This window comes from Allobosea sp. 05T438 (assembly GCF_056396025.1).
This window is the reverse complement of the sequence record NZ_JBFTKQ010000020.1, coordinates 40,559-58,813: the sequence shown is the minus strand read 5'-3', so window position 1 is coordinate 58,813 and position 18,255 is coordinate 40,559. Positions and strand designations below refer to the sequence as shown.

20 protein-coding genes are annotated in these 18,255 nt (G+C 66.6%); 12 read left to right on the top strand and 8 right to left on the bottom strand.

Translation table 11 applies throughout. The annotated features are described in order from the left end of the window. Window positions 1–633: 633 nt before the first annotated feature. Together AC1DIN_RS25700 and AC1DIN_RS25695 are read left to right on the top strand one after the other, a co-directional pair. Window positions 634–2,655, top strand: coding sequence for a peptidoglycan DD-metalloendopeptidase family protein (locus tag AC1DIN_RS25700; protein WP_476811789.1), 2,022 nt, complete (start codon window positions 634–636; stop codon window positions 2,653–2,655). A 110-nt stretch (window positions 2,656–2,765) separates the two neighbouring features. Continuing rightward, window positions 2,766–3,683, top strand: a complete 918-nt coding sequence (locus AC1DIN_RS25695) for an AEC family transporter (RefSeq protein WP_476811788.1) — start codon at window positions 2,766–2,768, stop codon at window positions 3,681–3,683. A gap of 19 nt (window positions 3,684–3,702) precedes the next feature. Here AC1DIN_RS25695 and gluQRS read toward each other — a convergent pair whose 3' ends face one another. Next, complete coding sequence (gene gluQRS, locus AC1DIN_RS25690) at window positions 3,703–4,599, bottom strand: tRNA glutamyl-Q(34) synthetase GluQRS (protein ID WP_476811787.1); 897 nt, start codon at window positions 4,597–4,599, stop codon at window positions 3,703–3,705. Window positions 4,600–4,686: 87 nt separating this feature from the next. On the opposite strand from gluQRS, the gene AC1DIN_RS25685 reads away from it, so the two are divergent. After that, on the top strand, window positions 4,687–5,331 hold the full coding sequence (locus tag AC1DIN_RS25685) for a DNA-3-methyladenine glycosylase family protein (protein ID WP_476811786.1): 645 nt from the start codon (window positions 4,687–4,689) through the stop codon (window positions 5,329–5,331). 105 nt (window positions 5,332–5,436) lie between these two features. Here AC1DIN_RS25685 and AC1DIN_RS25680 read toward each other — a convergent pair whose 3' ends face one another. Then, window positions 5,437–6,216 carry an HpcH/HpaI aldolase family protein gene (locus tag AC1DIN_RS25680; RefSeq protein WP_441473501.1) on the bottom strand — a complete coding sequence of 260 codons (780 nt, stop codon included), beginning with the start codon at window positions 6,214–6,216 and terminating at the stop codon, window positions 5,437–5,439. A gap of 134 nt (window positions 6,217–6,350) precedes the next feature. Further along, window positions 6,351–6,674 (bottom strand): DUF1476 domain-containing protein, encoded by a 324-nt coding sequence (locus AC1DIN_RS25675; protein ID WP_441473500.1) that lies wholly within the window; start codon window positions 6,672–6,674, stop codon window positions 6,351–6,353. A 321-nt stretch (window positions 6,675–6,995) separates the two neighbouring features. Between AC1DIN_RS25675 and purC the strand changes: the two genes are divergently transcribed. From purC to purQ, 4 genes are all read left to right on the top strand, one after another. Continuing rightward, a complete protein-coding gene (gene purC, locus AC1DIN_RS25670; RefSeq protein ID WP_441473499.1) occupies window positions 6,996–7,790 on the top strand; it encodes a phosphoribosylaminoimidazolesuccinocarboxamide synthase in 795 nt (264 codons plus the stop codon). A 41-nt stretch (window positions 7,791–7,831) separates the two neighbouring features. Beyond that, entirely contained in the window at window positions 7,832–8,416 is a 585-nt protein-coding gene (locus AC1DIN_RS25665; protein WP_476811785.1) for a hypothetical protein, read from the top strand. A gap of 84 nt (window positions 8,417–8,500) precedes the next feature. Further along, window positions 8,501–8,743 (top strand): phosphoribosylformylglycinamidine synthase subunit PurS, encoded by a 243-nt coding sequence (gene purS / locus AC1DIN_RS25660; RefSeq protein WP_149131903.1) that lies wholly within the window; start codon window positions 8,501–8,503, stop codon window positions 8,741–8,743. Window positions 8,744–8,746: 3 nt separating this feature from the next. After that, complete coding sequence (gene purQ / locus AC1DIN_RS25655) at window positions 8,747–9,442, top strand: phosphoribosylformylglycinamidine synthase subunit PurQ (RefSeq protein ID WP_476811784.1); 696 nt, start codon at window positions 8,747–8,749, stop codon at window positions 9,440–9,442. Window positions 9,443–9,551: 109 nt separating this feature from the next. Here purQ and AC1DIN_RS25650 read toward each other — a convergent pair whose 3' ends face one another. The 3 genes from AC1DIN_RS25650 to AC1DIN_RS25640 are packed head-to-tail and all read right to left on the bottom strand — an operon-like array spanning window position 9,552 to window position 11,082. Then, window positions 9,552–10,145 (bottom strand): DsbE family thiol:disulfide interchange protein, encoded by a 594-nt coding sequence (locus tag AC1DIN_RS25650; RefSeq protein WP_476811783.1) that lies wholly within the window; start codon window positions 10,143–10,145, stop codon window positions 9,552–9,554. Next, complete coding sequence (gene ccmD, locus AC1DIN_RS25645; protein ID WP_441473495.1) at window positions 10,142–10,327, bottom strand: heme exporter protein CcmD; 186 nt, start codon at window positions 10,325–10,327, stop codon at window positions 10,142–10,144. Before ccmD ends, AC1DIN_RS25650 begins: the two co-directional genes overlap by 4 nt. Continuing rightward, the gene (locus tag AC1DIN_RS25640) at window positions 10,324–11,082 is read right to left on the bottom strand and encodes a heme ABC transporter permease (protein ID WP_476811782.1); all 759 of its coding nucleotides are present in this window, start codon (window positions 11,080–11,082) and stop codon (window positions 10,324–10,326) included. Before AC1DIN_RS25640 ends, ccmD begins: the two co-directional genes overlap by 4 nt. A gap of 305 nt (window positions 11,083–11,387) precedes the next feature. Between AC1DIN_RS25640 and AC1DIN_RS25635 the strand changes: the two genes are divergently transcribed. Next, complete coding sequence (locus AC1DIN_RS25635) at window positions 11,388–11,627, top strand: hypothetical protein (protein WP_476811781.1); 240 nt, start codon at window positions 11,388–11,390, stop codon at window positions 11,625–11,627. Here AC1DIN_RS25635 and ccmB read toward each other — a convergent pair. After that, entirely contained in the window at window positions 11,615–12,283 is a 669-nt protein-coding gene (ccmB, locus tag AC1DIN_RS25630) for a heme exporter protein CcmB (RefSeq protein ID WP_441473492.1), read from the bottom strand. The genes AC1DIN_RS25635 and ccmB overlap by 13 nt on opposite strands. A 172-nt stretch (window positions 12,284–12,455) precedes the next feature. Continuing rightward, window positions 12,456–13,079 carry a heme ABC exporter ATP-binding protein CcmA gene (ccmA, locus tag AC1DIN_RS25625; RefSeq protein WP_476811780.1) on the bottom strand — a complete coding sequence of 208 codons (624 nt, stop codon included), beginning with the start codon at window positions 13,077–13,079 and terminating at the stop codon, window positions 12,456–12,458. A gap of 219 nt (window positions 13,080–13,298) precedes the next feature. On the opposite strand from ccmA, the gene acnA reads away from it, so the two are divergent. The 4 genes from acnA (at window position 13,299) to AC1DIN_RS25605 (ending at window position 18,244) form a co-directional block, all read left to right on the top strand. Next, on the top strand, window positions 13,299–15,998 hold the full coding sequence (gene acnA, locus AC1DIN_RS25620; protein ID WP_476811779.1) for an aconitate hydratase AcnA: 2,700 nt from the start codon (window positions 13,299–13,301) through the stop codon (window positions 15,996–15,998). Between the two features lie 204 nt (window positions 15,999–16,202). Beyond that, window positions 16,203–16,484 carry an acyl carrier protein gene (locus AC1DIN_RS25615; protein ID WP_038358122.1) on the top strand — a complete coding sequence of 94 codons (282 nt, stop codon included), beginning with the start codon at window positions 16,203–16,205 and terminating at the stop codon, window positions 16,482–16,484. A 153-nt stretch (window positions 16,485–16,637) separates the two neighbouring features. After that, window positions 16,638–17,102 carry a 3-hydroxyacyl-ACP dehydratase FabZ family protein gene (locus tag AC1DIN_RS25610; protein WP_441473489.1) on the top strand — a complete coding sequence of 155 codons (465 nt, stop codon included), beginning with the start codon at window positions 16,638–16,640 and terminating at the stop codon, window positions 17,100–17,102. Further along, a complete protein-coding gene (locus AC1DIN_RS25605; RefSeq protein WP_476811778.1) occupies window positions 17,099–18,244 on the top strand; it encodes a beta-ketoacyl-ACP synthase in 1,146 nt (381 codons plus the stop codon). The genes AC1DIN_RS25610 and AC1DIN_RS25605 overlap by 4 nt, the downstream gene beginning before the upstream one ends. Window positions 18,245–18,255 lie beyond the last annotated feature (11 nt).

The window sequence follows — 18,255 nt, the reverse complement described above, 5'->3', positions numbered from 1 at the left end:
CGTGCGCTCTACAAATTCCGACAGGAACTCGCCCGGTGTCCCGGACGTCAGCCCCAGCCTCATCAGGAAGCGCAGAAGAGGCGCCGCTCAGCGGCGGCGCCGTCTCGATGGGTGGCTTATAGGACACCAAAAGAACCCGTGTCAACACGCTCATGAAGCTTTTTTGACGGAGCGCTTCTCTTTTTTCCGAAACCCGCAAAACGGGGCGTTCTCGCGGGTTTTTGGACACCTCGCAGAGTGCGGCACCATCCCCGTTTCGTTGCGCCAAGCGCCCGGCTCATTCTTGGTCTGGATCGACAGCGACAGCCCCACCTGTCTGCAGCTGAATGCCGGATCGGCCCACGGCGCCGCAACCGGCCCGCATTCCCGGAGGCCGCCTATCCATAACAGCGCCTCCATAGCAGCGCTGGGGTGCGCTCGCGCGCGAGCGCTGCGCTTCCCAAAACAGCCGCAATCTCTCCGCACAGGAGATCGTCCACTGCTGAACGGATTGATTCCCGCTTCCGGCACGGGCATGGTCTTGGTGCGCTTTCGTCAGAATGCGCTCCAGGCATCTTCGCTGCGGCGGAGTTCGCCATCGAGGTATCCAGCACCCCGCACGCAGAACAGCCCGCAAGAAGTAGCCCCCGCGATATGAACGCCCATCCCGAGTTCGCTCAGCCAGTCGAACCGCTCGCCCCCGAGGCTGCGGCTCTGCTGGTCGATCTCGGGATCGAGCCACCGATCCAGCCCGCCGATTCCCGCCAGCAGCCGCTCGACCGGCGCGGCGTGTCGCTGCGCTGGCTCTTCGCCTGCGCGCTCGTCGGCTCCTGCGGCGCCGCGCTGCTCGGTGCGGCGATCCTCGTCGCGATGCGTGGCGACACAAGCTACCCGGAGCAGCCCGAAACCGTCGCGGTGCGCAGCTCGTCGGCAGCCGGTGAAGGCGGCGGGGCCCGGAAGGCCGACAAGCTCGTCGCCGACCAGCCGATCATGTCGGCGCGCCATACGCTGCGTGCGCCGATGTCGCAGAAGGTCGGGAACCGCGAAGTCATCCGCGTCCGTCCCTTCGTCCGGCTCGCATCCGACCTCTCGCTCACCACCGGCGTCTATGCGAGCAATATCCCGCCCTTCAATCCGCTGCGGCTTTTCGCCGAAGGCGGACAGCCCGAAGAGCGCTATGCCGAGCCGGCCCAGGACATGCCCGATGCCGACGTCACCATCGTCAAGCGCGACCTCGGCGACATCGTCATTCCCGCCGGCAAGCCGCAGCTGAGCGACAACGACATCACCTCCCAGGTCGAAGAGGAGCGCGCCAATCTGGCCAACTCCGGCCGCCAGCGCGCCCTGCCGATCCCGCCGCAGCTGATGCTCAGCCGCACCCTGACCGGCACGGCCGCCGGCAGCGGCGACATCCTGGCCTATGCGCCGGCGACGGATACGCGCTTCTCCGGCATCGAGGTCCGCGTCGTCCCGGAAAACGTCACCAACGCGCCGAAGACGCCGATCCCGGCCTCCCGCGAGCCGCTCGTCGAGGACAAGCTGGTGATGGCCAAGCGCGGCGAGAATTTCGAGCAGGCCATGCGCGGTGCCGGCGCCACGCCCGAGCAGATCCGAGCGATGATGGCGGCCTTTGGCGGCAAGGTTCGGACCACGGCCCTCCCCGACGGCCAGGTGTTGCAGGTGCTTTACGCGCCCGGGCCGCGCCCCGGCGATGCGCGCCAGATCATGCGTGTCTCCCTGCTGAGCAACGGCCAGCCAGACGGTACGATCGCGATGAACGACAAGGGCGCCTTCGTCACCGTCGATCTGCCGCGTCAAAATCTTGCTCCCCAGCGGCCCCAGCGCCAGGAGACGGAGGAGGACGACGACGATGAGGGCACCGGCGGCGCCCGCCTCTATGAGAGCCTCTACGAGACCGGCGCGCGCCATGATCTGCCGCGCCCGCTGATCGACGAGCTCGTGCGGATATTCTCCTACGATCTCGACTTCCAGCAGCGCGTCCATGGCGGCGACAATCTGGAGGTGATCTTCACCGAGGACGACGAGGGTGAGCGCGGCGAGATCCTCTCCGCGACCCTGACCGTGAACGGCGAAAGCCGCCGGGTCTTCCGCTACCAGTCCCCGGACGACGGGCTGATCGAGTATTTTGACGAGGAAGGGAAGTCGCTGAAGAAGTTCCTGCTGCGCAAGCCGATCGCCGATGGCGAGCTGCGCTCGGGCTTCGGCATGCGCTACCACCCGATCATGCGCTATTCGAAGATGCATACCGGCATCGACTGGGCCAACCGGATCGGCACGCCGATCCTCGCCGCCGGCAACGGCGTCGTCACCAAGGCAGGCTGGTCCTCCGGCTACGGCAAGCACACCGAGATCCAGCACGCGAACGGCTACGTCACCACCTATTCGCACCAGTCGAACTTCGCTTCCGGCATCGTGCCAGGCGCCAAGGTCCGCCAGGGCCAGGTCATCGGCTATCTCGGCTCGACCGGTCTCTCCACCGGCCCGCATCTGCACTACGAGGTGCTGGTCAATGGCAACTTCGTCAATCCGATGAAGATTCGCGTGCCGCGCGGGCGCGAGCTGCAGGGGCCGATGCTCGCCGAATTCAAACGTCAGCGCGACGAAGTCCGGGGCCTCATCGAGAAGGCCGGTGGGACGGTCGCTCAATTGCGCTGAGCGCATGGCAGCTCGGCGATCGGGCCGCTGCTAGGCATCTGCCGCTTGACAGCGCCGCCTTCAGACGACACCGCCTGAACAGGCGCTTTCTCTCGTGATGTCACCGGCCGATGCTCGCCTCTCTTCTCGTCGTCCTGCCCGTCTTCGGGCTGATCGGCCTCGGCTATTTCGCGCGCTGGTCGAAGCTGCTGCGTGAGACGACCGGCGAAGGCCTGTCCGATTTCGTCTTCGTGCTGGCCGTTCCCTGCCTCCTGTTCCGCACGCTCGCCAAGGCCGACATCCCCTTGACCCAGCCTTGGGGCTACTGGATCGCCTATTTCGCCGGGCTCGCCGTGGTCTGGGCCTTGGCCATGCTGATCGCCAGCAAGTTCTTCGCGCGGAAGGGGCCGGAGCTGGTGGTGTCGGGTTTCTCCGCCGCGCAGTCGAACACGGTCTTCGTCGGGGTGCCGATGATCCTGAAGGCCTATGGAGATGCCGGCGCCGTCCCGCTCGGCCTGCTGCTCGCCATTCATCTGCCTGTGACGATGACCGTGGCGACACTCCTGGCCGAAGGCCGGTCCGCCTCGATCCCACAGCTGATCAAGCGGCTCTTCACCCATCCGATCATTGTCGGCATCCTGCTCGGCTCGGCCGTGCGCCCCTTCGTCGGCCAGATTCCGGAGCCGGCCTGGACGCTGGTCGATCTGCTGGCGGGAGCCGCCGTTCCCTGCGCGCTCATCAGCCTCGGCATCGCCATGCGCCGCTACGGTCTGGAGTCCGGGCTTGCCCTGCCGGCCGTGCTGAGCGGCTTGAAGCTCGGGCTGCACCCGCTCCTGGTCTACGGGCTCGCGACCAAGGTCTTCGACATGCCGCCCCATTGGTCCGGCGTTGCCGTGCTGTTTGCGGCCTGCCCCTGCGGGATCAACGCCTATCTCTTCGCCGAACGCTACCGGCAGGGCGTGGCCGACGCCTCGAGCGCGATTACGCTATCGACGCTGCTGTCGCTGTTCACGACCGCCGCCTGGCTGACCTTCCTCGGCGTCGGCTAGAGAATCCGTCTCAAGGGCCTCAGGCGAAGCCCAACTTCCGGCGGATATCGGCCGGTCGGGCGCCATTTGCCCTTAGCTCCGACAGGCTTTCCGATTGCCGGCTCTTGGCGAGCTTCCGCCCGTCCTCGCCGAGCAGCAGGCGATGGAAGTGATAGAGCGGCGTCGGCAACCCGAGCAGGCGCTGGAGCACGACATGGATGTCTGTGGCAGCTTCGAGGTCGCGGCCGCGGACGATATGCGTCACGCCCTGCAAGGCATCGTCGACGACAACGGCAAGATGATAGCTCGTCGGCACGTCCTTTCGGGCCAGCACGACGTCGCCCCAGCGCTCAGGCCTGGCCACCACGGTCCGGGTCGCACCGTCTGCATCGAAAACGGCGTAGCTCAGCGCCGTTCCCGAAGCGATCAGCGCCCTGGCCATGTCGAGACGCAGGACATGTGGCTCGCCGGCAGCGATGCGCCGCATTGCCTCCGCCGGCTCGAGCGCCCTGCAGCGGCCGGGATAGAGCGGAGCCCCGTCAGGATCGAGCGGCCAGGGACGCCCCGAGCGAGCCTCATACGCCGCCACCTCGGCGCGAATCTCCTGCCGCGAACAGAAGCAGGGATAGACCAGCCCTCGTTCCTGCAAGGTACGGAGAGCCACGGCATAGTCGTCGAAATGCTCGGACTGCCTGCGGATATCCGGTTCGAATGCGATCCCGAGCCAGCCGAGATCCTCGACAATCCCCGCGACGAACTCCTGTCGCGAACGGATGAGGTCGATATCCTCGATCCGCAGCAGAAGACGCCCGCCCATCCCTTCGGCCAATGCCTCGTTGGCCAACGCCGACAGCGCATGGCCGAGATGCAGCCGCCCGTTCGGACTTGGCGCAAAGCGGAAGACCGGTTTGCCGGAATCGGGTGGTATGAATGCCATCGCTCCTGTCTAGGAGGCTCGCTGCTACCAGCCAAGCGCGCGCAGCTCCTGACGCAAGCAAACTCCTGCTTCATCAATGCTCATGCGATGACCGAACGAATCACCTGCAACAGCGATCTCGAAGAAGGCATGGCTGCGCTGGCTGCCCTGCATCCGCACTGGCAAGCCATCGTCGAGCGCACCGGGCTGCCGCCGCTCAGGTTGCGCGAGGGCGGTTTCGTTGGCCTCGCCTCGATCATCGTCTCGCAGCAATTGTCGGTCGCCAGCGCTCGCGCGGTCTGGAATCGCTTCGAGAGCGTCTTTGTCCCGCTGACGCCGGAGCGCGTGCTCGCCGCCACGGATGACGACATGCGCCTTTCCGGCCTGTCGCGCCCGAAGCAGCGCACCTTGCTGGCGCTCTCAGCCGCACTCGTTGAGGAGCGCCTGGTTTTCGAGGCCCTCGAACAGGCGACGCCCGAGGACGTTCATGTGCAGATGACGGCAATCTCCGGAATCGGCCCCTGGACGGCCGATGTCTATCTGCTGTTCTGCCTTGGCCACCGTGACGGCTTCGCCGCCGGCGATCTCGCGATCCAGGAAGCGGCCCGGCACGCTTTCGGCCTCAGCGAGCGGCCGAAGGCGGCAGAGCTGCAGGCCATGGCCGAGGCTTGGCGGCCATGGCGCGGCGTCGCCGCGCGGCTGCTCTGGGCCTACTACGCCATCCTGAAGCGCCGCGAGGGCATCAACGCCTGACCGGGCAGACCGCCGCGCGTCCATTCGGACGCGAAGTGCGATCTGCCTCCGTGTTCGGGCATCGGCTTCACCCGAAAAGTGGAGTCCACTTTTCGGTCCTATGCTTTAGCTGCGCACGATCTTGAGCGCCGTCTGCGTGCCCGCGCGCAGCAAAGCCGAATCGCTCATCACCGTGACCATGCGCGCGCCCATGGCGAGGCCTTGCTTGGCGCGCTCGGCCGTCGCCGCATAGAGCGCAACCGGCTTGTTGACGGCGGACGCCCGGGCGACGACATGCTTGAGCGCCTCGTCGACCTCAGGCGCGGTCGCATCGACTCGTGCACCGCCGGACAAGGCGATCGACAGGTCGGACGGCCCCACGAACAGGGCGTCGATCCCGTCCAGCGCCAGGATGTCGTCGACGATCGCCATCGCTTCGCGCGTCTCGATCATCGCGAAGGTGAGCGAGAAGCCGTTGGCGGCCTTGAGATAGCTGTTCTGGTCGAGTCCGGAAGCCCCGAGGCCGCCATAGCTGCCCCAGCTGCGCTCGCCCATCGGCGGATATTTGGCGTAGGCCGCAAAGCGCCGGGCATCCTCCATGGTGTTGATCATCGGCGCGATGACGCCGGAGACGCCGGCATCGAACAGCTTCGAGACATTCTGGAATTCGCCGACCGGAATGCGCGCGATCGCCGGCTTGCCGGCGGCATTGATCAGCGGGATCGCGCGGATGACCTCGCCCAGCGTGATCGGCCCATGCTGCATGTCGAGCGTGATCGCATCGAAATCCTCCTGCGCCAGGATCGCCGAGATGGAGGGATCGGGCAGTCCGCACCAGGCCGAGACGATGCTGTCCCCCTTGGCGAAACGATCGGCGAGGGAGGAGAGGACGGTGGGCTTGGCCATGGTGCGTTCATCCGTTTGAAACTCCGCCCTTCAGTCGGAGCGGCGGCTTGCGCACGTTGGACCGGGCCGGCCCGGAAATGCAAACGGGCGCCCATGCGCCCGTTTCAGAGACGTCCTGCGTCTGCCGGGATACGTCAGCGCCCGGCCTGGATATCCTCGGCCGCCTTGATGAACAGTTCGGTCATCACGGTGCGGATCTCGGTGTCGGACGTGTTGATATTGGCCAGCGCGAAATCGTTCTTGACCTTGCGCACCACATCCTCGTCGCCGGCTTCCTGGAAATCGGCGACCACGACCGACTTGGCATAGGCCTCGGCATCGGCGCCGCTCTTGCCGAGTTTCTCGGCCGCCCAGAACCCGAGCAGCTTGTTGCGCCGGGCGGTAGCCTTGAAGCGCAGTTCCTCGTCATGGGCGAACTTGTTTTCGAAGGCGTCCTTGCGCTGATCGAAGGTCGTCATGCGGCGTCCATGTCCTCTCACGGGCGGGAATTAGCACTGCCTGAACATATAGGATGCCGGGGCGCCGATAACCAGCCTGATCGCTCCGATTCAGCCCCGCTTAAGCCTGCCCGCGCTGCCGAAAGGCGTTTTGTTGCGTTTACGGCCGAGAGGCTCCATATAGCAGGCGCGTGGTTGTCCTCGGGCACCCCGTGCACGACCGGCGTCTGCGCCGGCCCGAAGATCGATCCGGACCGGATCGCCGGGCCGTGCGGCAGGACCGACATGACCAGGGGCCAAGATCCCGCCGCGACCATATCGCGTCCAGAGAAGGGCCGACCTTTGGATTTCCTCAAGCCACGGTACATCCCAATGAATCGCCGCCGTCGCATCTACGAAGGCAAGGCGAAGGTCCTCTATGAGGGACCCGAGCCCGGTACGCTCATCCAGCATTTCAAGGACGACGCCACCGCCTTCAATGCCAAGAAGCATGAAGTGATCGACGGCAAGGGCGTGCTCAACAACCGCATCTCCGAGCACATCTTCTCGAACTTGAACGACATCGGCGTGCCCACGCATTTCATCCGCCGGCTGAACATGCGCGAGCAGTTGATCCGCGAGGTCGAGATCATCCCGCTCGAAGTCGTCGTGCGCAACGTCGCCGCCGGCTCGCTCGCCACCCGCCTCGGTCTCGAGGAAGGCACGCAGCTGCCGCGCTCGATCATCGAGTTCTATTACAAGAACGACGCGCTCGGCGACCCGATGGTCTCGGAAGAGCACATCACCGCCTTCGGCTGGGCGACGCCGCAGGAGATCGACGACATCATGGCGCTCGCCATCCGTGTCAACGACTTCCTCTCCGGTCTCTTCCTCGGCGCCGGCATCCGCCTCGTCGACTTCAAGATGGAGACGGGCCGGCTCTGGGAAGGCGAGATGATGCGCATCGTCGTCGCCGACGAGATCAGCCCGGATTCCTGCCGGCTCTGGGACATCAAGTCGAAGGACAAGATGGACAAGGATCGCTTCCGCCGCGACATGGGCGGCCTGATCGAGGCCTATTCGGAAGTCGCCCGCCGCCTCGGCATTCTCGGCGAGAACGAGAACCCCGGCCCGACCGGCCCTCGCCTCGTGCAGTGAGCGCCATCGCCCGGCCATTATCGCCACTGAAACGGGAGCGCATGCGCTCCCGTTTTCATGTCACGGCCTTTTTTGCCGCCGGCGTTTTCCTGCTCGCCGGCTGCGCGAACCAGTTCGGCGCCGGGATCGCCGAGCTGCCCGCATCCGAAGGCTGGCACCGGCTGCCGATCGGCTCCTGGGTGTTGAACGACGGCCTCGAAGCCCGCGCGATGGTCTTCTGCCCGCACGAGACCTGCGTCCAGCAGGGTTTTGCCGCGGTGATCGCCCTCGAAGGAGATCAGGCCAGGGACATGGAACGGGCTCTGTCGGAAAGCCCGGCCTCGCTCGGACAGGCTTTCGCCCGGCTGGCAGCCGCGAAAGCAGCCGAGCGCCGCAAGGCACTGCGAAGCCAGAAAAAGAAAACCGAGCCGAAAGCAGCCCGCAGCGCGACCGATGTCGCCAAGTTCGATTCGGCGGAAGGACGCGGCATCCTCGTTACGATCCGTTCCCTCGACACGCCCGGGCGTCAGGCCGTGACCGCCATTCTCTATGGCCGCGAGGCCAACCGGCTTGTGGTCGCGCTCGGCGTGAGCGATACGGCCGAGGCCGCGCGCCGGGACGCCGAGGCCGCCTGGCGCAGCCGCTGATTCACGTGAAACGGCGGGAAATGGTTGAGCCCGCCCCGATTCATCGTTAAGGCACGCCCCAACAGCGTTCGTCCGGAGAACCCCATGAAAGCCCGCGTCACCGTCACCCTGAAGAACGGCGTGCTCGATCCGCAGGGCAAGGCGATCGAAGGTGCCCTGAAGTCGCTCGGCATCGACGGTGTCGACTCCGTGCGCCAGGGCAAGGTCTTCGACATCGAGTTCTCGGGCTCGGACAAGGCCGCGGCCGAGGCGTCGCTGAAGGCAGCCTGCGAGAAGCTGCTCGCCAATACGGTGATCGAGAACTACCGCGTCGAGATCGGAGCCTGAACCATGAAGGCCGCCGTCATCACCTTTCCGGGCTCCAATCGTGACGGCGACGTCGCCAAGGCGCTGAACCAGGCCGGCGCCGAAGTCACCCATGTCTGGCATGCCGATACCGAGCTGCCGAAGGGCGTCGACCTCGTCGTGCTGCCGGGCGGCTTTTCCTATGGCGACTATCTGCGCACCGGCGCCATCGCCGGCCGCGCCCACATCATGGACGCGACGAGGGCGCATGCCGCCCGCGGCGGCTATGTGCTCGGMATCTGCAACGGTTTCCAGATTGCCTGCGAAGCGGGGCTACTGCCCGGCATCCTCGTGCGCAACGCCAATCTGAAGTTCGTGTGCAAGCGCCAGCACCTCAAGGTCGAGCGCAACGACACGCCCTATACCCGCGCCTATGCCCCGGGTCAGACGATCGACGTCTGCGTCGCCCATGGCGAGGGCAACTACATCACCGACGCGCAGACGCTGGCCCGCCTCGAAGGCGAAGGCCTCGTCGCCTTCCGCTATGCGGATGCACAGGGCAACGTCACGCCGGAAACGAACCCCAACGGCTCGCTCAACAACATCGCCGGCATCTATTCGCCGGGCTTCAACGTGCTCGGCCTGATGCCGCACCCGGAAAATCTGATTGATTCGCTGGTCGGCGGCACCGATGGACGCGGCCTGTTCGAAAGCCTCGTCGCGGCAAAGCGCGCGGCCTGAAGCGCGTCATTCTCGGGCAAAGCGTAGCGCAGACCCGAGAATCCCTTTCAGGACAGAACGCCCTTTTCGGCAGGAGATGCTCGGTTCAGGCCCGAGCATGACGCGCTGGTCACCGCGCCTTCAGCGCCTGCTGCAGGAGCTTGGCTGCAGCCTGCTGGTCGAGCGGGCCGACATGTTTCTCGACAATGCGGCCGTCCGGCCCGATGACGAAGGTCTCGGGCACGCCGTAGACGCCCCACTCGATCGCCGACCGGCCGGCGCGATCGACACCCACGGCGGAGAACGGATTGCCGAGCGCGCCGAGGAACCGGCGGGCATTCTCAGGCTCGTCCTTGTAGTTCATCCCGACCAGCGCGACCTTGCCCTGCTTCACCGCGTCGGTTTCCGCGAGGCCCATCAGCACGGGATGCTCGACCCGGCAGGGCGCGCACCAGCTCGCCCAGACATTGACCAGCGTCGCCCGTCCCCTACCGAGATCGGCATTGCCGAAGGCCGGCACGGGCTGGCCATCGCGCTGCAACCCTTCCAGCGGCGCGAGCGTGATCGCGGGCGCGGCCCGGCCGATCAGCGCGGACGGCACCGTGCTTTTGTCGCCAGAGAACAGCCCGATGCCGAAGACGATGGCAAGCGCGCCGAAGATCATCAGCGGCACCAGGAAAAGCAGCGGCGAGCGCCGCCGCGGCGCAGTTTCGGTCTGGCTCATGACGTCTCCCGGCCAGAGCGGCGGCCGGCGCCGCGGCGCTCCAGCGCGTCGAGCGCCAGCTTCTGGGCGCGGTGATCGCGCAGGATCGCCAGCGTCAGCCCAATCAGGATGAGCGCGGCCGCCCCGTAGGAGGCGATGATGAAGCCGGCATGCGGCCCGATGCCTTCGATGAGCGCGCTCATGCCGGCAATCCCTGTGCCGCGAGCCGGTCGAGCCGCTCGGCTTCGAGGATCGTCAGCGTCCGCACCCGCCGGCGCATGATCTCCGCCCGCATCGCCAGCATGTGCAGCGACAGGGCGAAGAGCGTGAAGCCAACGGCGAGGATCAGCAGCGGCCAGAGCATGGAGGAATGGATCGTCGGCCCGCCCATGCGAAGCACCGAAGCCGGCTGGTGCAGCGTGTTCCACCAATCGACCGAGAACTTGATGATCGGCACGTTGACGAAGCCCACCAGCGTCAGGATCGCCACGGCGCGCGCCGCCCGCGACGGCTCGTCCAGCACGCGCCAGAGCGCGATGATGCCGAGATAGATCAGCAGCAGCACCAGCACCGAGGTCAGCCGCGCATCCCAGACCCAGTAGGTGCCCCACATCGGCTTGCCCCAGAGCGCGCCGGTGATCAGGCAGACCAGCGCGAAGCAGGCCCCGACCGGTGCCGCAGCCTTCTGCGCGACATCGGCGAGCGGATGGCGCCAGACCAGCGTGCCAAGCGCCGAGAGCGCCATCATCGAGTAGAACATCATGGCGAGCCAGGCTGCCGGGACATGGATGAACATGATCCGGATCGTCTCACCCTGCTGGTAGTCCGCCGGAGCGAACCAGGCGAGATAGAGCCCGGCGACGATGAGCAACGCTGCGGCGGCCGCGAGCCAGGGCAGCAGCGCAGCCGAGAGACGCATGAAGCGCGTGGGATTGGCGAGTTCGATCAGGCTGGCCATCGTTCTGGCGGTATCATCTCGGGCGCAGGTGCCATGGCGGCATGCTTTAGCAATCTCGACCGGTTCCAAGCAATGCGCCCAGCCCGGCTGCGACATCACGAACCTGCGCGTATGCGCGGTGGCGCCAGGCGATCCAAGCCGTTGTCGGACCGGCGCAATTCCAATCGCTCGCGGGTCTGCGCCTTGATCGGCACCTGCGAACGGATGCCGGCTAATCGTTATCACATTGAAGCAGTTGCAGTTTTTGCCCGCTCTTCTTGCAAGCCCCAGATCGTTCCTTTAGCCTGCCCGTCTGGATGCGGGGGATGAAGATGCGGCTTCAGCTATCCGACGAGGTCCAGCGCGAAGTCGAGCAGACGATCCGCTCGAAAGCCAGCCAGTCCCTCGTCATCGATCTCTACGCCACTGCCGAAGAGATCCGCGGCCGGCATGATTCCGGCGAGGTCGATCTCGACGCCATCGTCGCCACGGTCGCACGCCTCGCCGCCCAATGCGGTTGCGCGGTCGAGCTCGGGGGAGCCAAAGGCGGCGTTCAGTCGGCCTGACGCAGGGCCGCGGCCGCAGCCACCGTCCCCACGACGACCGCCGCGAGCGAGATCGCGCACAGGATCAGGAAGGGTGTCAGGAACGGCACCGTACCGCCCAGCGCCGCATTGGCGGCCGAAACCCCGAAGATCAGCACCGGCACCGTCAGCGGCGCGACCAGCACCGGCACGATCAGCCCGCCGCGCCTGAGGCTCGCCGCCAGAGCCGCCCCGCCCGCCCCGATGAAGCTCAGCGCCGGCGTGCCGACCAGCAGCGTCGCGACCAGCGGCAGTACGCCCTCACCCGGCAGCGCGACGAGCAGCCCGAGCAGTGGCGAGACCAGTGCGAGCGGCAGTCCCGTCGTCAGCCAATGCGCCAGCCCCTTGGCCAGCACCGCGAGCTCCAGCGGCAAGCTCGATGCCCGGATCAGGTCGAGAGAGCCGTCCTCCTCGTCGCTCTGGAACAACCGGTCGAGCCCGATCAGCACCGAGAGCAGCGCACCGAGCCAGAGGATCGCGGGACCGATTCGCGAGAGCAGGTTGAGATCGGGCCCGAGCGCGAACGGCACGAGCACGACGAGCGTCAGGAAGAAGACAAGCGCCAGTTCTCCGCCGCCACCGGCGCGTGATGCCAGCGCGAGATCGCGCTTCAGGATCGCGATGAAAGCCCGGCTCATGGGACCAACTCTCTCCGCGCGCCTTCCTCAGCCCTCATCCCGAGGAGCCATTCCGGCAGGAATGGCGTCTCGAAGGAGGTTCCAGGAGGCTCCGCGGACATCCGAAGTATCCCCGGAGGCGCACTCTTCGAGCACTCCTCTGGGCTTTGCGGGCGATCCGAAGACAAGTGATTCACGGCCCGATCCTGAGTTCGCGTGCCCCGTCGAGGCCGAGAGGGCCATGCGTCGCGGCGAGGATCGCGCCGCCGGCCATCAGGTGATCACGCATCAGGCCGGCGAGCATGGCCTGGGAGGCGGTATCGAGGGCCGACATCGGCTCGTCGAGCAGCCAGTAAGGACGGCGCGAAACCAGAAGGCGCGCCAGCGCCACCCGCCGCCTCTGCCCGGCCGAGAGATAGCCGACCGGCAGTTCCGCTGCATGGGCAAGCCCGACCACGGCCAGCGCCCCTTCCGGTGTGAGCGCCGCGTCGCCGAGGACGGACTGCGCAAAGATGAGATTTTCCCGCGCCGTCAGCGCCGTCTTCAGCCCGTCGCGATGGCCGACGAGATGCGAAACCTCGGCAAGATGCGCCTCCTCCTCGCCACCCTCCAGCCGGATCAGGCCGCCATCCGGCTGCAGCCGCCCGCACAGCATGGCGATGAGGCTCGACTTGCCGGCGCCGTTGCGGCCGGTCAGAGCGATCGCCTCGCCGGACCCGAGGTCGAAGCTCAGCCCTTCGAAGATCAACCGGCCACCGCGGCGGCAGGCGAGATTCTCGGCGAAAAGGCGCGACGGCGGGAATGGAGCTTGCGTCAAGGCAGCGCTGCCGCCGATAGGTTCGACCACATCTCGTTTATCTAGCGCGCTTCTTGGAATTGCTCTATAGAACCCGCGGCTACGCCGCACGCCGATCCGGCGCGGGGCTCGGGCACTCCCGAGGCGGCGCGCGCGTCATGCGCATTAGGCCTTCGAACGGCGCCGTCCGCAAGGGCGTGCCGGTCGCGACCGCAACCCCTTGATCAGGATCAAGCCCGAATGGCCTCGCTCGACTCCTTCAAAGCCCGCAAGACGCTGACCGCCGGCGGCAAGACCTACACCTATTATTCCCTCCCCGATGCCGAGAAGAACGGCCTGCCCGGCATCTCGAGGCTGCCCTTCTCGATGAAGGTGCTGCTCGAGAACCTGCTGCGCTTCGAGGACGGCCGCTCCGTCACCAAGGCGGACATCGAGAATTTCGTCGGCTGGCTCGACGACAAGGGCACAGCCGGCAAGGAAATCGGCTTCCGCCCGGCCCGCGTGCTGATGCAGGACTTCACCGGCGTCCCGGCCGTGGTCGACCTCGCCGCGATGCGCGACGGCGTCAAGGCGCTCGGCGGCGACGCCCAGAAGATCAATCCGCTCGTGCCCGTTGATCTCGTCATCGACCACTCGGTCATCGTCGACGAGTTCGGCACGCCCAAGGCTCTCGCCCAGAACGTCGAGCTCGAATACGAGCGCAATGCCGAGCGCTACAAGTTCCTCAAATGGGGCCAGGGCGCCTTCGACAATTTCCGCGTCGTCCCGCCCGGCACCGGCATCTGCCACCAGGTCAATCTCGAATACCTCGCCCAGACCGTCTGGACCCGCAACGAGACGATCGATGGCGCCGAGGTCGAGGTCGCCTATCCCGACACCGTCGTCGGCACCGACTCGCACACCACCATGGTCAACGGCCTCGCCGTTCTCGGCTGGGGCGTCGGTGGCATCGAGGCCGAGGCCGCCATGCTCGGCCAGCCGCAGTCGATGCTGCTGCCGGAGGTGATCGGCTTCAAGCTGACCGGCTCGCTCAAGGAGGGCATCACCGCCACCGACCTCGTGCTCACCGTCACCCAGATGCTGCGCAAGAAGGGCGTGGTCGGCAAGTTCGTCGAGTTCTTCGGCCCCGGCCTCTACAACCTGACGCTGGCCGATCGCGCGACCATTGCCAACATGGGCCCGGAATACGGCGCGACCTGCGGCTTCTTCCCGGTCGACACCGAGACGCTGGACTATCTCACCACAACCGGCCGCAAGGCGGACCGCATCGCGCTGGTCGAGGCCTACAGCAAGGCTCAGGGCCTCTTCGCCACCCCCGAGACGGCCGATCCGGTCTTCACCGACACGCTCGCGCTCGATCTCTCGACGGTCCAGCCCTCGATGGCCGGCCCGAAGCGCCCTGAAGGCCGCGTCGATCTCTCCGGTGTCAAGGCCGGCTTCGCCGCCGCGATGGAGACCGACTACAAGAAGGGCGCCGAGCTTTCGCGCCGCGTTCAGGTCGAAGGCGAGGACTTCGACCTCGGTCATGGCGACGTCGTCATCGCCGCCATCACCTCCTGCACCAACACCTCGAACCCGTCGGTGCTGATGGCGGCTGGCCTGCTTGCCCGCAACGCCGTCGCCAAGGGACTCAAGGTCAAGCCCTGGGTGAAGACCTCGCTGGCGCCCGGTTCGCAGGTCGTCGCGGAATATCTGGCGAAGTCCGGCCTGCAGACCGATCTCGACAAGCTCGGCTTCAACCTGGTCGGCTTCGGCTGCACCACCTGCATCGGCAATTCCGGCCCGCTGCCGGCGCCGATCTCGAAGACGATCAACGAGAAGGGCCTGATCGCGGGCGCCGTCATCTCCGGCAACCGCAACTTCGAAGGCCGCGTCTCGCCGGACGTGCAGGCGAACTACCTCGCCTCGCCGCCGCTGGTCGTCGCCTATGCGCTCGCCGGCTCGGTCCAGATGGACCTGACCACGCAGCCGCTCGGCACGGGCTCTGACGGCAAGGACGTCTATCTCAAGGACATCTGGCCCTCCAACAAGGAGATCCAGAGCTTCATCCAGCAGAACGTCACGCGCGCCATCTTCGAGGCCAAATACGCCGACGTCTTCAAGGGCGACGCGCATTGGCAGGCAGTCGATGCGCCGCAGAGCGAGACCTATGCCTGGGACGATGATTCGACCTATGTGCAGAACCCGCCCTATTTCCAGGGCATGCACCAGAAGCCGGATGCGATCACCGACATCAAGGGTGCCCGCGTCCTCGGCCTCTTCGGCGACAAGATCACCACCGACCACATCTCCCCGGCCGGTTCGATCAAGGCCGCCTCGCCGGCGGGCGCGTATCTGACCGAGCATGGCGTCGCGGTCGCCGACTTCAACCAGTACGGCACGCGCCGCGGCAACCATGAGGTGATGATGCGGGGCACCTTCGCCAACATCCGCATCCGCAACCACATGCTCGGCCCGAACGGCCGCGAGGGCGGCTACACCATCCACTACCCGTCGAAGGAAGAGCTGCCGATCTACGACGCGGCAATGAAGTACAAGCAGGAGAACGTCCCGCTCGTCATCTTCGCCGGCGTCGAATACGGCAACGGCTCCTCGCGCGACTGGGCGGCGAAGGGCACGAACCTGCTCGGCGTCAAGGCGGTGATCGCCCAGAGCTTCGAGCGCATCCACCGCTCGAACCTGGTCGGCATGGGCGTTGTGCCCTTCACCCTGGCGGAGGGCACCAGCTGGGCCTCGCTGGACCTCAAGGGCGACGAGCTCGTCAGCATCAAGGGCCTGGCCAACGTCAAGCCGCGCCAGATGATGGAAGCCGAGATCACCTATGCCGACGGCTCGGTGAAGAAGGTTCCGATCCTCTGCCGCATCGATACGCTGGACGAGATCGACTACTTCAAGAACGCGGGCATCCTGCACTACGTCCTGCGCGGCCTCGCCGCCTGAGCCGGATACCAGCACCAAAACGTGTCATGGCCGGCGCAAGCCGGCCATGATGCTTTGAGGACCTGCCCCGGTTGTCCTCGCGCCCGCCGCAGTGTAAGGGGGCGTTTCAGTCATCCTCGGTGGCGACTAGGGGCAAGCGCAGGCGACAATCCGGCGCTCGGATGTCGTCCGCCATCACCGACAACAGACGGGAGCACCCGCAGCATGTCCGCCACGTTCGAGACGGTCGCCGGCATTATTTCCGAAACCTGCGATATTCCGCGCGAGAAGATCACACCGCAGAGCCACGCGATCGACGACCTCGGCATCGATTCCCTCGCCTTCCTCGACATCGCCTTCGCGATCGACAAGGCGTTCGGCATCAAGCTGCCGCTCGAGCAGTGGACGCAGGAAGTCAACGAGGGCAAGGCCCCGGCCGAGCAGTATTTCGTGCTCGAGAACCTCTGCAAGCGCATCGACGACCTCGTCGCCGCCAAGAAGGCGTGACGACGGAAGCGTGAAAGCCTCGGTCGAAGCCTGCAGGCTTGCCGGGCTTGAGCCGAAGCGTCGCTCCCGATAGAGCATAGGGGCCGTCGCGCGGATCAGCTGATCCGTGCCGCGGCCTCGCGCCGTTCTGGCGCCCAGCAGACCAAGGATCGCATGCGCCTCGAATATTTCGACATGATCGACCGGGTCGTGACCTTCGATCCGTCGCAGAAGCGCATCGTCACGCGCTCTACCGTCCCCGCGGAAAGCCCGGTCTTCGAGGGCCACTTTCCGGGCCACCCGCTGGTGCCCGGCGTCCTGCTGACCGAGACCATGGCGCAGGCCTCGGGCTACCTGCTGCTCGGCCTCAACGGCCTCAGCCAGATGCCCTTCCTCATGACGGTCGACAAGGCGCGCTTCCGCACCTTCGTCGAGCCGAACACCGAGCTGGAAGCCAGCGCCGAGCTCGTCATCGAGGGCTCGGGCTATGCGGCAACCAAGGCGAAGCTGACCAGCGGCGGCAAGCCGATCTGCGATGCCGAACTCCGCTTCCGCCTGATGCCTTTCCCTGCCGACATGCGCGCGCTGATGCAGAGCCGCATCGAAGCCATCGGCCTGACGCCGGAGCCCGCGCCATGACCAACGCCACTGCCAAGCGCGATGTGGTCATCACCGGCATCGGCATCGCCTCCAGCCTCGGCGAAGGCATCGATACCCACGCCGCAGCGCTCGCCGCCGGCGGGCCGCCGGTCGTCGACACCGAGACCTTCAAGCCCTATCCGGTCCACCCGCTGATGGCGCTGGAGCTGGATCGGCAAATCCCGAAGAAATCCGACCAGCGCCAGATGGAGCCCTGGCAGCGCCTCGGCGTCTATACCGCCGGGCTCGCCCTCGATTCCGCAGGGTTGAAAGAGGATGCCGAGGCCAAGAGCGCCCTGCAGGTCATCGTCGCGGCCGGCGGCGGCGAGCGCGACCACGCGGTCGACGCCGCCATCCTGAGCGGTTTGCGCGGCGCGAACCAGCCGGGCGCTTATCTCAACGAGCACCTGATGAGCGATCTGAGACCCACGCTCTTCCTGGCCCAGCTCTCCAACCTGCTCGCCGGCAACATCGCCATCGTCCATGGCATCACCGGTCCGTCGCGCACTTTCATGGGCGAGGAACAGGCCGGCGTCGACGCGATCCGCACGGCGCACGCCCGCATCGCTTCCGGCCAGTCCGACCTGATGCTCGTCGGCGGCGCCTACAATGCCGAGCGCCGCGACATGCTGCTGCTCTTCGAACTCGGTGGCTATCTGCGCCGCGACAGCTTTGCGCCCGTGTTCGAGCGCGAGGAGGCGCCGGGCCTGATCACCGGAAGCGCCGGCGCCTTCCTCGTGCTGGAATCGGCCGAGCGCGCCGCCGCGCGGGGTGCCAAGGTCCATGCGCGGCTCAGCCATACCGGCGCCGCCCGCAGCCGCCGCGCGCCGGGCACCGTCGAGGCCGCCTTGACGAAGCTCGTGGGTGCCTTCGGCTCGATCGGCCCTGACAACCTCGCCATCTCCGCCGCGACCGGCTGCGCCGGCATCACCGCCGAGGAGGCGGCTGCGTTGCAGACGACTGCCCCCTCCGCCAGGCGCATCGCCGTCGGCGATCTCGTCGGCCATGGTGTCGAGGCCGCTTTCCCCGTCTCGGTGGCGTTGGCGGCAATCGCCCTGTCAGCCGGGCAGGCGAAGGAAGCGATCGTTACCGGGGCCGGCCACTGGCGTGGCGAGGGCGCCGCACATCTGGTCCAAGCGTGAGAGGTTGAAGC